The sequence below is a fragment of the Streptomyces sp. NPDC050264 genome, assembly GCF_040655895.1.
Taxonomy (GTDB): domain Bacteria; phylum Actinomycetota; class Actinomycetes; order Streptomycetales; family Streptomycetaceae; genus Streptomyces.
In genome coordinates, this window is the sequence record NZ_JBFAKV010000015.1 from 175,708 (window position 1) to 190,264 (window position 14,557).

Here is a 14,557-nt window from a genome sequence, read left to right on the forward strand (position 1 = left end):
TCTCAAGAACCGCAGGAGTCCACCGTGTCACGGCGGTTCATGAGCCTGGGGCGACGAAGGGCAAGATCGCCCGTAACGCAACGGCATTGGCCTTAAGGCCTGTCTTCAAACTCCCCTCGTCGCCGGGCAGAGGGGAGTTTGAAGAGCCCTAGCCGGAACACGCCGTGCGCTGTGCCTCCTGCCACTCGCACACCGGGCACAGCGTCACGCCCTTGGTGGACTCCGGGTACGCGGTGGGCCTCCGGCACAGCACGCACTCGGCGACCTGGATGTCCTCAGCGTTGTCCGTCATGCCTCTCAGCGTACGGTCACGCCTTCCGGGCCCCGAGCAGCCCGGAGACCCGGACGAACCGGTAGCCCTTCGCGCGCAGCGCCGGCACCACGGCCCGCACCACCCGCTCCGTCGTCGGTGCCGCGCTGCGGGTGCAGTGCATGACGACGACCGACCCCGGCCGCACTCCGTCGAGCACCTGTCGTGTCACCGCGTCCGCGTCCGTCGCGAACGCGTCGCCGCTCACCACGTCCCACTGCACGGCGGTGACACCGGCGGGGGTGAGGGCCCGCAGCGCCTGCTTGTCGTAGCAGCCGCCGGGGAAGCGGAAGTACGGCACGACGTGGGCGACCCCCGCCCTGTGGAACGCCGTGAACGCCCGCTCGACGTCCGCGCGCATCCGGCCGGCCGGCACGGTGGGCAGGCCGTAGCAGTCGGCGGTGAAGGCGTAGTGGCTGTACGAGTGGTTGGCGACCTCGAAGAGAGGGTCGCCGCCGATGTCCTTGGCCTGTGCCGGGTACTGCTCGGCCCAGCGGCCGGTCATGAAGACGGTGGAGGGGACTTTCAGCCTGCGCAGTGTGGCGATGAGCCGGGGGTTGTCGAAGTGCTCGCCCGAGGCGGCGCGCGGGCCCTGGTCCGCGGTCATGTCGGCGTCGAAGGTGAGCGCGACCGTGCGCTCCTTCGGCTTCAGGGCGCTCTTGAAGACAGGCGTGAGCCCCGCGGGGCCCGGGGCGAGAGTCGGCGGCCCGGTCGGCGCCGCGGCCGAGCGGCTCGCGGCGGGCGGGCCGGTCCGCTCCGGGTGCGGGGGTTCGGCGCCGCCGGAACAGGCGGCGGCGCCGAGGGCGAGGGCGCCGAGGGCGCAGGTCAGTGCGGTGCGACGGAGGGGGCTGATCACGCGGCGACGATAACTCCGAATATGGGATTATCCGCGTAAATCGGGCGCCAGTCTCGCGCCATGACGTCCGCCGCTCCCCGAACGGGTCAAAGGCGAGTCAGAGGGGGAGGGGCCCGGCCGTCACCGAGGGGCTCAGCGCGAGCCCCCGCGCTGCCGCAACGCCTCCGCCACCCCGTCGAAGAACGCCGCGTGCGCGGCCGCGCTGGCCGGGATCTCCGGGTTCCACGGCAGCACGACGGCCCGCTCGGCCACGGCCGCCCACTGCGCGTCCCCCGCGTACCGCTCCGGCGGCGCCGCGTTGGCCCGCGCGTCCACCAGCACCACATCCGGCGCCAGTTCGGCCGCGTCGGCCCAGGTGCCGGTGTGCCAGTTGGCCCCGGGCCCCTCGGGCGGTTCCACCGTGCGGACCCCGAGGCCCGTCAGTGCGCTCAGGTCGGGCCACTTCCCGGGCCGCGCCAGGTGCACGCTGTCCGGCCCGCCGGGCGACAGTGCCAACACCCGAACCGTTTCGCACTGTTCGGCTGTCTCGGCCAACTCCCGCTCCGCACGGGTCAGTTCGCCGAGCGCCGCGGATTCCTCCGCCACCCCCAGTGAGCGCCCGAGCTCCGCCACCCGCTCCCGCACGGCGGCGAGCCCGCGACCCTGCCCCACGTCGATCACGGCGACCGGGACGTGCTCCTCCAGATGCTTCGCCACCTCCGGCTCGACCCCGTACACCTGGCCGCCGCCGTATGTCAGTGCCACCACGAGGTCCGGCCGCACGGCGAGCACGTCATCGAGCCCGAGCCCCGCCCCCGCCCCCAGATAAGCGATGTCGTCGAGCGGCAGCGCCCCGGATTTGGCGTGATCGGGTCTGCCTCCGTCGTGGTAGGAGCCGAAAATGCCCACGGGGCGTAATCCGAGATCCCACAGGCTCGCCCCCGCCTGTATGTATGCGACGACCCGCTCCGGCGCCTCTGGCGCGGCAGCCAGGTGCCCGCGGTCGTCGGTGAACTCCCAAGCTGTGGTTGACCGTTCTTCCATGTCGGGACCCTGCCCAGGCCACGAGCGCACCACTCCGCCCGAACGCGCCAAATCCGGCCACCTGTACGACTCCCGGGAAAGGGGCAGGTCAGGTGGTCAGAAGCTGCTTCCGGGCCTGCGCCAGGTCGAAGCCGGCTTTCGGATACTGCGGATCGATCTCTTCGAGGTGCTCCAACAACAGTGTGCCGACAGCCCAGTTGCGGTACCACTTGCGGTCGGCGGGCACCACGTACCAGGGGGCCTCCTCGGTGGAGCACCGGGCGAGCGCGATCTCGTACGCCTCCTGATACGCGGGCCACAGCGCCCGGTCCTCGATGTCGCCCGGACTGAACTTCCAGTGTTTGTCCGGGTTGTCGAGGCGGGCCAGCAGCCGCCGCTTCTGCTGCTCGTAGGAGATGTGCAGGAAGCACTTCACCACGGTCACGCCGTCGTCGGCCAGTGACTTCTCGAACCGGTTGATGTGCCCGTAGCGCCGTCCGATCTGACCGCGTGGCGCCAACTCCCGTACGCGCGCGACGAGTACGTCCTCGTACTGCGACCGGTCGAAGATGCCGATCTCGCCGGGCCGCGGCAGCGCCTTCATGATGCGCCACAGAAAGGGGTGGCTGAGCTCTTCGGGGGTGGGTGCCGCGAACGCCCTGACGCGGCAGCCGGCCGGGTTCAACGGACCGATCACGTGCTTGACGGTGCCGCCCTTGCCGCTGGTGTCCATGCCTTGCAGGATCAGCAGCACGCGCCGCCGGTCACCGGCGGAGCCCGCCGCCCACAGGCGCTCCTGGAGGCCGGCGAGGCGCTCGCCCAGGCGGGCGGTCGCCGCGAGGCCCTCCGTCTTGGTGCGCGGACCGCCGGGTGTGCCGGCGGGATCGTACGAGGTGAGGGACGCCTGCCCGCCCTCGGGGATGCGCAGCAGCTCGCGCAGCGGGGTGGCGGCCCCGGAGCCCTTGCCACCCTTCTTCGTGCCCTTGCCCTTGCTCCTGCCCTCGTTCCTGGACGTGGACGTGGCCACTGCGCACCCCTTCCGGTCGGATCCTTCGATCCTGCGTCGGCGCGGGCGGCGCCGCTACTCGGGCGCTACGTGTGCCAGGGGCCGGTTACGGCGAACGTCGTCCCGGGCGTATAGCAGTTCACGTACATGGTGCCGCCGTCCGGTGCGAACGTGACTCCGGCGAACTCGCCCCACGCGGGCGCCTCGGCCGTCCCGATGTTCTGGCGCCCGCGCGCCATCGCGTACACGTCGCCCTTCCTCGTCACGCCGAAGACGTGCTGCGCGCCCTCGCCGTCCTCGCAGACCATCAGGCCGCCGCTGGGCGCGAGGCAGATGTTGTCGGGCTCCTCGCCGGGCAGCTGCACATCGGTATCGGGGCCGAAGACGATCACCAGGGTGAGCCGGCGCGCGGCGGGGTCGTAGCGCCAGATCTGCCCGAAGTGGTCGGCGGCGGACCCCTCCCGGCTCCTGGCGTACGACGACACGAAGTACACGCACGACCCGCCCCAGTAGCACCCCTCCAGTTTCTGGCCGTGGGTGATGCCCTTGGGCCCGAAGTCCTGGTTGCGGATGGGTGTCCGGGCGGCCAGCGGGTCCGGTACGTCGACCCACTCGATGCCCTCGAAGGACGCCCCGGTCTCCTGCACCGCCGACAGATCGGGCACGCCGGGCACCCGCATCGCCTGGAGCGTGCCGCCCGCGCGCAGCGAACCGAGGCCGCCACGCGGCTTGTTGGGCAGGAACCGGTAGAACAGCCCGAAGGGTTTCTCGAACGCGTCCTCGGTCTCGTACACGACACCGCGCCGCGGATCGACGGCGACGGCCTCGTGCTGGTAGCGGCCCATGGCGGTGAGCGGGACGGCGCCCGAGCGGTGTGGGTCGGCGGGGTCGACCTCGAAGATGAAGCCGTGGTCCTTGGTGTAGCCGTTCGTGCCGGCCTTGTCCTCGGTCTCCTCGCAGGTGAGCCAGGTGCCCCAAGGGGTGTGCCCACCGGCGCAGTTGACGGCCGTACCGGCGATGGCGACCCGCTCGGACAGGACGTTGTTGTGCCGGTCGAGGGTGAGCGCCGTACAGCCGCCCTTGCCCATCGGGTCGTACGTGAGCCCCTCGACGGTCGGTACGGGGATCTTGCCGGTGACCCGGTTCTCGTGGTTGCGCACGAGGTGGACGCGGCCCTGTCTGCCGGCGAAGGCGGCCATGCCGTCGTGATTGCTGGGCACCGGCCCTTCCTTGGACCGGAGCTGGTCGCCCTCGCGGGAGAGGACCCGGTAGCGGAAACCTTTCGGCAGGTCGAGCAGACCGGCCGGGTCGGGGACCAGGGGACCGTAGCCGGCCCGCCCCTGGGCGGTGGCGGAGCCGGTGAACAGCTCGGAGAGGGTTCCGGCGAAGGCGATGCCCACCCCCAACGCGCCGGTGCCGGCGAGAACTTGACGTCGTGTTGCGGACAGCCGTGTTTCAGACATGGGGCAACCTCCTGCTGGCGGACAGGAACTGTGACCCGGTGTGTCTATCACGCAGGCCGCGGCGCGGGAACTACGCGCGGACGAGCCCCTTGGCGTCGCGGGCCAGCGCGGTGAGCCGCGAGATCGCCCGGAAGTACTTCTTCCGGTAGCCGCCGTTCAGCATCTCCTCACTGAACAGGCGATCGAACGGCTGTCCGGACGCGAGCACCGGGATCTCCCGGTCGTAGAGCCGGTCGGCGAGCACCACGAGCCGCAGGGCGGTGGACTGGTCGGGAACGGCGGAGACGTCCGTCAGGCAGACCGCCTCCAGGTCGTCCGTCAGCGCGCCGTACCGGCTGGGGTGCACCCGCGCCAGATGTTCCAGCAGGTGCGGGAAGTCGTCGAGCGAGGCGCCCTCGGTGGCGTACGCGGCCTTGGTGACCTGCTCCTCGGAGAACGGCGCGGGAGCCTCCGGCAGGCCGCGGTGCCGGTAGTCCTCGCCGTCGATGCGCAGCGGCCGGAAGCGGGCGGACAGGCCTTGGATCTCGCGCAGGAAGTCGGCGGCGGCGAAGCGGCCCTCGCCGAGCTTGCCGGGCAGCGTGTTCGAGGTGGCGGCGAGCGCGACACCCGCGTCGACCAGCTTGCCGAGCAGCGAGGAGACGAGGACGGTGTCGCCCGGGTCGTCGAGCTCGAACTCGTCGATGCACAGCAGCCGGTGTTCGCTCAGCGTGCGCACCGTCTGCTGGAAGCCGAGGGCGCCGACCAGGTTCGTGAGCTCGACGAACGTGCCGAACGCCTTGTGCTCGGGCGCGGCCGGGGTGGCGTGCCACAGGGAGGCGAGGAGGTGGGTCTTGCCCACGCCGTAGCCGCCGTCGAGGTAGACGCCGCGGGGGCCGGCCGGGGCGGCGGGCTTCTTGCCGAAGCCGAACAGGCCCCGCTTCTTGCCGGCACCGGCGGCGTGCGCCCCGCCGAGTCCGGCGGCGAACGAGCTCAGCACCTGCACGGCCTGCGTCTGGCTCGGCTGGTTCGGATCGGGGATGTACGTCTCGAAGCGGGCGGTGCTGAACCGCGGCGGCGGCACCATCTCGGCGACCAGGCGCTCCGCTGGAACGTGCGGCTCGCGGGCGCACAGGGACTGGGGCGCCGCGTCGGCTATGGGGCTGATGCCCGTCTGGCGGGCGCCGGTGGCTTCGGTGGAGGACGACACAGCTCCCCAGCTTAGTAGCCGTGCCACACTGCTCGTCATGCGACGCCTGTTCCCTGTGACGTACGAAACAGCAGATCACGCGGGTGGGGAGGGACGCGGGGGGCCTGAGGGGCCCTTGGGCCGTGAGTGGAGCCTCGACCGGCTCGCCGACGCCTACGCGTATCCGGCCGGGGCGGCGGGAGAGGTGTGGCTGCGCGCCAACATGGTCTCCACGCTGGACGGTGCCGCCCAGCACGACGGCCGCTCCCAGCCCATCTCCTGCCCCACCGACATGCGGATCTTCGGCACCCTGCGCGCCCTCGCGGACGCCGTGGTCGTCGGCGCCCAGACGGTCCGCCAGGAGGGGTACCGGCCGGCCCGCCCCCGTGAGGCGTTCGCCGACCGCAGGAAGGCGGCCGGGCAGGGCCTCGCGCCTTCCATCGCCGTGATCAGCGCGAGCCTCGACCTGGATTTCGGCCTTCCGCTTTTCACCGAGCCGCTGTCGCCGACGTACGTCGTCACCGGCGCGGCCGCGCCGCGGGACCGGGTGGCGGCGGCCCGCAAGGCCGGTGCCGAGGTGCTGGTCGCGGGGGAGGGCGCCGGTGTCGAGCCGGAGCGCGCGGTGCGGGCGCTGGCCGAGCGGGGCCTGACGCGGCTGCTCACGGAGGGCGGGCCGCGGATGCTGGGCCAGTTCGTGGCCGCACAGGTGCTCGACGAGCTCTGTCTGACCGTGTCGCCTCTGCTCACCGCGGGCAGCGCCCAGCGGATCGCCGGGGGCCCGGAGCTGGCCGTGCCGGAACGTTTCGAGCTGGCCTCTCTCCTGGAAGAGGACGGTTTCCTCTTCACCCGATACCGTCGGAGCCGACACTCGGCGGAATGATTCGTTCCGTTTAGCTTCCGCTGGGCACACTAAATCTCGCAGACCCCGTGCGGCCACGGGGCAGGATGGTTTCCGCAGATCCCCAGGGGCCGGTCGCAGGACGGCCCACGGCAGGAGAAGAAGGGCGCCCGTCGTGTTCACGAGCGTATTGATGATCGAGAAGGCACTGACGTCCGCCGACGTGGAGTTCGTCACCACCTTGCACGGCGACGAGGAAGTCTCCTTCCACGTGCTGCTCCAGCCCCGCGGCGACCAGGCGGACCGCCTGCTGCGGGCCATCGACGACGTCGCGATGGGCGAGCTGGACGAGGCGGCCCGGGAGGACGAGGTCCCCGAGGGGGACGAGGCCAAGGCGCCGGGGGAGCAGGCGCTGAGCGTCTCCCTCGCCGCGCTGCACCAGGCCGGCTGCGCCGCCGAGGGGCGCCTCATCGAGGACCACCCGCTCGACGCGCTCAGGGCGCTCGTCGACCAGGTGAAGGCGGACGAGGTGATCGTGCTGACCGACCCGCACTACGTCGAGGAGTTCTTCCACCGCGACTGGGCCTCGCGGGCCCGGCACAAGGTGGGCGTGCCCGTTCTGAAGCTGTTCTCGTACAGCAAGGCGTGACGCCGGACTCGGATGCGGGACGGAGGGGGCCGAGGCAATAGGCTGACCCCGTTCCGTGGTCGAAATGACTACGGATCGGGTCACCCGAGGAACCTCGGGACGAAGAACCGCAGAAGAACCTCAGGGGAGAGACACGTATGGCACCCGGCCTGCCCACTTCTACCGCCGCCATGGACCGACCGCACTTCATCGGCATCGGCGGCGCCGGAATGTCGGGCATCGCCAAGATCCTCGCCCAGCGCGGCGCCCGGGTCGCGGGCAGCGACGCCCGGGAGTCCGCCACGGCCGAGGCGCTGCGCGCGCTCGGCGTCACGGTCCACATCGGCCACGACGCGGCCCACCTCGCCCCCGACGCCACCTGCGTGGTCGTGTCGTCCGCGATCCGTGCGGACAACCCGGAGCTGGCGCGCGCCGCCGAGCTCGGCATCCCCGTGGTGCACCGCTCCGACGCGCTCGCCTCGCTCATGGACGGCCTGCGCCCGATCGCGGTGGCGGGCACCCACGGCAAGACGACCACGACGTCGATGCTGGCCGTGTCCCTGTCGTCCCTCGGCCTGAACCCCTCGTACGCGATCGGCGGCGACCTGGACGTCCCCGGCTCGAACGCGCTGCACGGCGAGGGCGACATCTTCGTCGCCGAGGCCGACGAGTCGGACCGCAGCTTCCACAAGTACAAGCCCGAAGTCGCGATCATCCTCAACGTCGAACTCGACCACCACGCCAATTACGCGTCGATGGACGAGATCTACGACTCCTTCGAGATCTTCACGTCGAAGATCGTCCCCGGCGGCACCCTCGTCATCGCCGCCGACCACCCCGGCGCCGTCGAACTGGCCCGCCGCATCCGCGACACGACGTCCCTCAAGGTCGTCACGTACGGCGAGTCGCAGACCGCGGACATCCGCATCCACAAGGTCACGCCGCGCGGCCTGAGCAGCGAGGTGACGGTCCTGCTCGACGGCAAGCTGCTCACCTTCACCGTCTCCGTCCCGGGCCGCCACTACGCGCACAACGCGGTCGCGGCGCTCGCGGCCGGCGTGGCGCTCGGCGTCCCGTCGCGGAACCTCGCCGGGGCCCTCAAGTCGTACACCGGCGTCAACCGCCGTCTCCAGCTCAAGGGCGAGGAGAGCGGCGTGCAGGTCATCGACTCGTACGCGCACCACCCCACGGAGATGACGGCCGACCTGGAGGCCATGCGCGCGGCGGTGGACGACTCCCGCCTGCTGGTCCTCTTCCAGCCGCACCTCTTCTCCCGCACCCAGGAACTGGGCAAGGAGATGGGCGAGGCCCTGGCGCTCGCGGACGGCTCGGTCGTCCTGGACATCTACCCGGCCCGCGAGGACCCGATCCCCGGCATCACCAGTGCCCTGATCGTCGAGGCGGCCCGCGCCGCGGGCGCCGACGTGCAGGCGTCCCACGACAGGACGGCGGCCGTCGAGGCGATCGCGGGAATGGCGAAGCCCGGTGATCTCGTTCTCACCATGGGCGCGGGCGACGTCACCGACCTCGGCCCGCGGATCCTGGATCACCTCGCACAGCGCTGAAAGGGAGTGTCTCCATGTCGTACGACGTCGAGAAGCCGGACGAGCAGTGGCGCGCGGAGCTGAATCCGGCGGAGTACGCGGTACTGCGCCAGGCCGGCACCGAGCCCGCCTTCACCGGTGAGTACACGGACACCAGGACGAAGGGCGTCTACGGCTGCCGCGCGTGCGGCGCCGAGCTCTTCACCTCGACCGAGAAGTTCGAGTCGCACTGCGGCTGGTCGTCCTTCTACGACCCGAAGGACTCGTCGGCCGTCGAACTCATCGAGGACCGCTCCCACGGCATGGTCCGCACCGAGGTGCGGTGCGCTCGCTGCGGCTCGCACCTCGGTCACGTGTTCGAGGGCGAGGGTTATCAGACGCCCACGGACCAGCGGTACTGCATCAACTCGGTTTCGCTGCGGTTGGAGCCGGTCGAGGGCTGACGGGGCCGGTCCGGCCCTCGGGGAGTATCCGAACGGAAATTAGCGGTAGCCGCTGACCCGGATCATGGTCCGGTCGAGATGAGGGCGCTGACGCGGTTTTCGTACTCGCGGCGGGCCTTGCGCTGTGCCGGGACAGTCGGGGTGCCCTGGCCGCCGTCGAGGGGCTGGCAGCGGGCGAGGAGCTGACGGTGGACGGCCCGGGTGGTGCTGACGCGCAGGGTGTAGCCCTGGCCGCGCCGTACGGTGACGCCCTGGTCGAGCGCGGCTCGTTCGTCGGGCTCCAGCTCGGTGGCGCGGAGGAAGTCGGCGACCTTGCCCGGCATGTCGAGGGTGACCGGCAGCTCCGGGGCCGGGACGTCCTCCTGGCCCTCGGCGGTGTGCTCGGGCAGAAGGTCGGCGACGGCGGTACGGATGGCGCCGCGGCTGACGTCGTGGTCGCGCGCGAGGGCGGCGATGGAGCGGCCTTCCAGGTACGCGGTGCGCACGACGTCGGTCTTGTCGGCCGCCACGGCGGGGCGGCGCCCACCCTTGCTGCCCCTGGCCTCGGCGGCCCGCAGCCCGTCGTAGGTCAGCTCGCGTTGGAGGTCGCGTTGGAGTTCGCCGGCGGCGGCGAGGGTCTGCACCATGAACTTCACGGTGGACAGCAGCTCGCCGGTGCGCGGGTGGCGGGCGGTGAGGTCCATCGCGGAGAACGCGCCGTCGTGGATGCGCAGGGCGAGGCGGTCGCGGTGCAGGACGTCGAGCACGTCGAGGATGTGGCCGGTGTCACGTACTAGGCGGAACATCTCGGAGGTGTGCACGGTGTCGCCGGGCCGCGCGTAGGTGAGCAGTTCGCGGAACTTCGGGCGCTGGAGCGGGTGGAGGCGGCTGGAGGTGCCGGGGTCCTCCTCGAAGACGACCGGGTCCTCGATCCCGGCCTCGCCCAGGACGAGGTCCTGGCGGGCGGTCGACTGCTGATCGGTCGAGACCCGCTTGTAGACCAGGTTCGCCACTCGTGGGCCCCTTCCGTACGGAGGAATGGACCCTATCTGTCATCAAACCCTGTCAGCAATCATGATCGGATCTGATTGGATTCGGGCCGCCGCGAGTCCCTGGATTGCACGGGTTCATTGGACGCGTCGGCCGCCTGTCGTCAAACGATCCTTTGCCGACAAGAGCCTGCGGCTGATCGGGGGCAGCTACGTCACGTGGCTGAAAGGCATTGAGTAAGTGCTCCCCGAGTCGAGGAGATCCGGGATCATGAAGCATGCTCCCGGATGACTGGCACCTCACCCAAGACGTTGACGACTTCCTCGCCCGAGCCGGGGACTTCCTGCGCTCGCGCCCCGCCCTACACAACACGCCGCTGACGGACATCGAGAAACTGCGGATACGCAGGCCGGACGCACACGGCCCCGTCACCGCCGTCTTCGGCCGACTGGAGTCCGGAGGCGAGGTCCACGCGGTCTTCTATCTCACTTCGCGCGGCCGCCTAGGCCTCACCCCCCTCTCTGTCGAGCAGACCGACGCCCTCGCCGCCCATCTGGCTGTCCTTGGCCACTCGCCCGCCAACGTCATCGCGGACCACGACACCGCCACCGCATTCGCCGATTCCTGGAAGCGGCACACGGCCGCGGCGCCAGCACTCTTCTGGCGGACGCATCTCTACCGTCTCGGCACACTCACCCCGCCGCAGCCGCACCCGGAGGGCCGGGGCCGTCTCACGGGCGGGACAGACCGCGAACACGTCGTGCGCTGGTGCCGTGAGTTCTGCGTCGATGTCGGGGAGCAGTCCTCCATTGACTTGATCGACGCTGGCTCCTGGGACTACTCGCGCTTCGGCGACAGGCACTTCACCTTCTGGGAGACCCCGGACGGCACCCCCGTCTCGATGGCGGCCGCGACCTCGGTCATCGGCGGCATGGTCCGGATCGACCCCGTCTACACCCCGGCCCACCTTCGGGGCCGCGGCTACGCGGGCGCCGTGACGGTCGAGGCGAGCAGGGCAGCGCTGGCCGCGGGCGCGACGGACGTCGTCCTGTTCACGGACCCGGACAACCCCACCAGCAACGCCCTCTACCAGCGCATTGGGTATGTCCACGTCGCCGACTTTGCCGGGTACAAGTTCTCCTAAAGCGCACCATAAACCGGGTGAGGGCGTGATCGGCGCAAACGCACCTGCCACGTACCGGCTGTGACCGCCGCGCAGAGGCTGACGAAAGCGATGGCGGGCACTCTGATCAGCCTTCTGGTCGGTGACGCTCAGTCCTGCTCGCCGTCGTTGTCCTCAGCGTCGGTGTGCGGGTCACGCAGCTGCCGCAGGCCCGGCGCGGCCGGCCGGGTGAAGGCGTAGCGGCCGAGGAAGTTGATGTGGTCGTACTGGAGCGGGGACAGTCGGGCGAGCAGTTCGTCGGTGACGGGGAAGCCGTCGGCGGCCAGTTGTTTGACGGCGGCGTCGATGTAGAGGCTGTTGAACAGGACTACGCAATTGAGGGCCAGCCCGAGGGCGCCGAGCTGGTCCTCCATGCCCTCGCGGTAATGCTGGCGCAGTTCGCCGCGCTGCCCGAAGAAGATCTTCCGGGCGAGGCGGTGGCGGGCCTCGGTGACGTTGAGCTGGGCACCGATCATCCGCCGGTATCCCTCGTCGGAGACGAACTGGAGCAGGTGCAAGGTCTTGAAGATCCGCCCGTAGTGGGCGAACGCGTCGCCCAGCCCGGTCGGCTTACCGTCCCGGGAGAGCATGCGGATCAGGTCGTGCCCGCGGACCTCGCCCAGGGTCAGGGAGCCGGCCACGCGGAGCATGTCGCCCCAGTGCGCGCGTATCCGGTCCAGGCGGATGGTGTGGTTGGAGACCGGCTGGAGCGGCCCGTAGTCGGCCGCGGTGTTCGTCCGCCACAGCCGGGCGTCGGAGATGTCGGCGATCCTTGGCGAAAACTGGTAGCCGCAGATCGCGAACAGGCCGAAGACGATGTCGGAGTACGACGCGGTGTCGGTGATGACGGTCTCCGGCTTCGGGCCGCCGTCGCGGGCGTGGATGGCGTCCAGGATGAACAGCGAGTCGCGCAGCGTGCCCGGCACGACCACCCCGCCCAGCCCCATCACCTGGTCGTTCACCACGTTCAGCCAGGTGGCGCCCTTGTGCCGCAGCCCGAAATACCGGGGGTTCGAACCCGCGTACAGGGTCTTCACTGGCACGGTGAAGCGGACCCCGTCGGCGGAGGCGACCAGGCCGCCACCCCACGCCCTCACCACGTCGATCTTTGCCTGAGCCTCGATGAACAGGCCGTTCGCCACCGAGATGTTCTCCGCCCGGAAGTAGCCCTGATCGACCTGGACCAGACGGCCCCGGCTGAGCGCCGGGACGTCCGGCTTGATGACCGGGGTGAACCCGACGTTGCACGCTTCCGTCAGCAGGACGGCGCACAAACTGGTGGTGAAGCCTTCCATGTGCGAGTCGGCGCCGGAGATGTGCGTGAACGCGTCCGCCATCCCGGTCAACTCGGCGACCTCCAGCAGCAGCTCGGGGAAGTCCACCTTCGGCAGCATGCCGTTGACCAGCTGCCGGAACGGCGGCATGAGCTTGGGCTCCTCCGCCTTGCCGAGCTTGCCCAGCTTCAGCTTCCCGCCCACCACCTCCAGCGCCGTGTTCCCGGGCAGCCCGGCAGCGACCTGGACGTACGCGGCGTGCAGAGCGGAGGCGAGTTCGGCGAGGTGTCCGGCCGGTTCGCTCTCCAGACCGAGCGCGGTGAGCACCTTCGGCTCGGCGGCCGTCCACTTCTCCCCGGCCAGCAGCTTGGCGCGGGGGTCGCCCCAGCGGTCGCCGTCCTTGGCGAACACGTCCCGCCGGCGCAGCGAGCGGTGCAGATGCTCCAGGACGCAGAACGAGTACGCGGCCTTGTCGACCAGACCGTGCGGCACGTTGGGGTTGGCAAACACCAGCCGCCGCCACGAGCCCGTCACCAGATCGGAGGCGACCTCCTCGGCGCCGACCTTCTTGCGGCCGATCAGATCCGGAAGCCGCTTGAGGGCCTGAACGACGGGGGCGCCGGCTTCGACGGCGCCGAAGTCGATGACCTCGACCAGGAGGCGGATGAAGCCACGCACCGTGCCGTAGCGGGCGACCAGCTCGGCCCGCCATTCCGCGTCGTCGTCCCCGTCGATGTCCGGGACCACCGCGGCGATCGTGGCGAGCGCCTCGGCCAGCTGCTCGCGCGGCACGACCTGCTCGATTGCGGACCACGCGTCGACCACGGAGACGAGCTCACCGGTGTCGGTCGCGGGCGGCGTCGTCATCAGCACGTCGACCGCTGCGGCGACCTTCTTCGCGGCCTTGCGCAACTGGGGCAGGGCCTTGAGCTTGGCGTCGTTGCCCATCCGCTCGGCCTTCGCCAGCAGCTTGGTGGCCATCAGTGCATGCAGCAGATCGAGCGCGTCATCCACCGTCGCCGTCTCCAGGTGCCGCACGGTCGCCAGCAGCGTCGCGGTCTGCCGCGTGACCTCCAGCCGCTTCAGCGTCGGCGCCTTCGAGGTCAGCCCGTACCGGGCCAGCCCGGTCATCCGCGCGGCCGGAACCCGTCCGGCATCCACCGCGCCGGCCCCCAGGCCCCGCACCTCGCGGGCGCGGTCCAGGGCCAGTTCCATAGCCTTGCCAGACACCCGCATCGGGCCCAGCCGCAGCCGCTCCAGCTCCGACACCCGCTTCTTCTCCGGCACCTCCAGCAGCCGGACCATCTCGGTCCGCAGCTCATAAGGCACCACCTCGTACAGCGCGGCGTGCAGCCGGTCGTTCTCCTCCTGACGGAGCGCGGCCACCATCCGGGCCAGCGACGTCACACCCGGCAGCAGCACCCGGTTGTTCACCAGCCACACCACCGCCCGGTCGAACAGGGCCCGCGGCCCCTCCAGCGACGACCACACCCGCGCCGCCAGAAACTTCCGCAGCTCCGCCTCCCCGGCCGCGAAGTCCCGGTAGCCGTAGGTGTCGCGGATCTCCCACGCGTGTTCGTACACCGTCTGCGCGCGCGTCCCGTACTCGGCGAAATGCTCGTCGTCGAGACTGAGCTGCTCGGCGACGAACCGCACCACGGAGGCCGGTACCGCCGTGGGGTCCTCGGTCAGGAAAGTGCCGAGCATCCGCACCGTGCCCCACTGCACCGCCCACCCCAACCTCGTAGCCGAACGGCGCTTCGCCCGAGCGAGCTCCAGGGCCCTGGTGTCCAAGCGGAAGAACTGTTCCAGCTCCCCGGGTGAGGGTTCCGTGGCGAACCGGCCGTAGCGGGCCTCTTGCTCAGCAGACAGGTATTCAACAGGCATGACCAGGAAC

At 70.7% G+C, this 14,557-nt stretch carries 13 protein-coding genes; 5 read left to right on the top strand and 8 right to left on the bottom strand.

Annotated features, from left to right (window positions below):
• Positions 1-148 precede the first annotated feature (148 nt).
• The 6 genes from AB0J02_RS26190 to zapE form a co-directional block, all read right to left on the bottom strand.
• Positions 149-292, bottom strand: a complete 144-nt coding sequence (locus tag AB0J02_RS26190) for a hypothetical protein (RefSeq protein WP_363196201.1) — start codon at positions 290-292, stop codon at positions 149-151.
• A gap of 16 nt (positions 293-308) precedes the next feature.
• Positions 309-1,166, bottom strand: a complete 858-nt coding sequence (locus AB0J02_RS26195; protein ID WP_363196202.1) for a polysaccharide deacetylase family protein — start codon at positions 1,164-1,166, stop codon at positions 309-311.
• A gap of 132 nt (positions 1,167-1,298) precedes the next feature.
• Positions 1,299-2,189, bottom strand: coding sequence for an ABC transporter substrate-binding protein (locus tag AB0J02_RS26200; protein ID WP_363196203.1), 891 nt, complete (start codon positions 2,187-2,189; stop codon positions 1,299-1,301).
• Positions 2,190-2,277: 88 nt separating this feature from the next.
• Positions 2,278-3,108, bottom strand: coding sequence for a polyphosphate kinase 2 family protein (locus AB0J02_RS26205; RefSeq protein WP_363196239.1), 831 nt, complete (start codon positions 3,106-3,108; stop codon positions 2,278-2,280).
• 152 nt (positions 3,109-3,260) lie between these two features.
• Complete coding sequence (locus tag AB0J02_RS26210; RefSeq protein ID WP_363196204.1) at positions 3,261-4,637, bottom strand: alkaline phosphatase PhoX; 1,377 nt, start codon at positions 4,635-4,637, stop codon at positions 3,261-3,263.
• A 70-nt stretch (positions 4,638-4,707) separates the two neighbouring features.
• Entirely contained in the window at positions 4,708-5,823 is a 1,116-nt protein-coding gene (zapE, locus tag AB0J02_RS26215; RefSeq protein ID WP_363196205.1) for a cell division protein ZapE, read from the bottom strand.
• A 37-nt stretch (positions 5,824-5,860) separates the two neighbouring features.
• Between zapE and AB0J02_RS26220 the strand changes: the two genes are divergently transcribed.
• The 4 genes from AB0J02_RS26220 (at position 5,861) to msrB (ending at position 9,255) form a co-directional block, all read left to right on the top strand.
• Positions 5,861-6,682, top strand: coding sequence for a pyrimidine reductase family protein (locus tag AB0J02_RS26220; RefSeq protein ID WP_363196206.1), 822 nt, complete (start codon positions 5,861-5,863; stop codon positions 6,680-6,682).
• 133 nt (positions 6,683-6,815) lie between these two features.
• Complete coding sequence (locus tag AB0J02_RS26225) at positions 6,816-7,289, top strand: indole-3-glycerol phosphate synthase (RefSeq protein WP_363196207.1); 474 nt, start codon at positions 6,816-6,818, stop codon at positions 7,287-7,289.
• A 137-nt stretch (positions 7,290-7,426) separates the two neighbouring features.
• Positions 7,427-8,833 (top strand): UDP-N-acetylmuramate--L-alanine ligase, encoded by a 1,407-nt coding sequence (gene murC / locus AB0J02_RS26230; RefSeq protein WP_363196208.1) that lies wholly within the window; start codon positions 7,427-7,429, stop codon positions 8,831-8,833.
• A 14-nt stretch (positions 8,834-8,847) separates the two neighbouring features.
• Positions 8,848-9,255 carry a peptide-methionine (R)-S-oxide reductase MsrB gene (gene msrB / locus AB0J02_RS26235; protein ID WP_363196209.1) on the top strand — a complete coding sequence of 136 codons (408 nt, stop codon included), beginning with the start codon at positions 8,848-8,850 and terminating at the stop codon, positions 9,253-9,255.
• A 62-nt stretch (positions 9,256-9,317) separates the two neighbouring features.
• Here msrB and AB0J02_RS26240 read toward each other — a convergent pair whose 3' ends face one another.
• On the bottom strand, positions 9,318-10,247 hold the full coding sequence (locus tag AB0J02_RS26240) for a recombinase family protein (RefSeq protein ID WP_363196210.1): 930 nt from the start codon (positions 10,245-10,247) through the stop codon (positions 9,318-9,320).
• A gap of 254 nt (positions 10,248-10,501) precedes the next feature.
• Here AB0J02_RS26240 and AB0J02_RS26245 point away from each other — a divergent pair, with 254 nt between their 5' ends.
• Complete coding sequence (locus AB0J02_RS26245) at positions 10,502-11,368, top strand: GNAT family N-acetyltransferase (protein ID WP_363196211.1); 867 nt, start codon at positions 10,502-10,504, stop codon at positions 11,366-11,368.
• A gap of 128 nt (positions 11,369-11,496) precedes the next feature.
• Here AB0J02_RS26245 and AB0J02_RS26250 read toward each other — a convergent pair whose 3' ends face one another.
• Positions 11,497-14,547 carry a Tn3 family transposase gene (locus AB0J02_RS26250; protein WP_363196212.1) on the bottom strand — a complete coding sequence of 1,017 codons (3,051 nt, stop codon included), beginning with the start codon at positions 14,545-14,547 and terminating at the stop codon, positions 11,497-11,499.
• Between the last annotated feature and the right edge of the window lie 10 nt (positions 14,548-14,557).

Bases quoted from the DNA above. Each gene is read 5' to 3' on its own strand.
- murC (WP_363196208.1), top strand. From the start codon at position 7,427: ATGGCACCCGGCCTGCCCACTTCTACCGCCGCCATGGACCGACCGCAC.
- AB0J02_RS26220 (WP_363196206.1), top strand. From the start codon at position 5,861: ATGCGACGCCTGTTCCCTGTGACGTACGAAACAGCAGATCACGCGGGT.
- msrB (WP_363196209.1), top strand. From the start codon at position 8,848: ATGTCGTACGACGTCGAGAAGCCGGACGAGCAGTGGCGCGCGGAGCTG.
- AB0J02_RS26200 (WP_363196203.1), bottom strand. From the start codon at position 2,189: ATGGAAGAACGGTCAACCACAGCTTGGGAGTTCACCGACGACCGCGGG.
- AB0J02_RS26250 (WP_363196212.1), bottom strand. From the start codon at position 14,547: ATGCCTGTTGAATACCTGTCTGCTGAGCAAGAGGCCCGCTACGGCCGG.
- AB0J02_RS26210 (WP_363196204.1), bottom strand. From the start codon at position 4,637: ATGTCTGAAACACGGCTGTCCGCAACACGACGTCAAGTTCTCGCCGGC.
- AB0J02_RS26190 (WP_363196201.1), bottom strand. From the start codon at position 292: ATGACGGACAACGCTGAGGACATCCAGGTCGCCGAGTGCGTGCTGTGC.
- AB0J02_RS26245 (WP_363196211.1), top strand. From the start codon at position 10,502: ATGCTCCCGGATGACTGGCACCTCACCCAAGACGTTGACGACTTCCTC.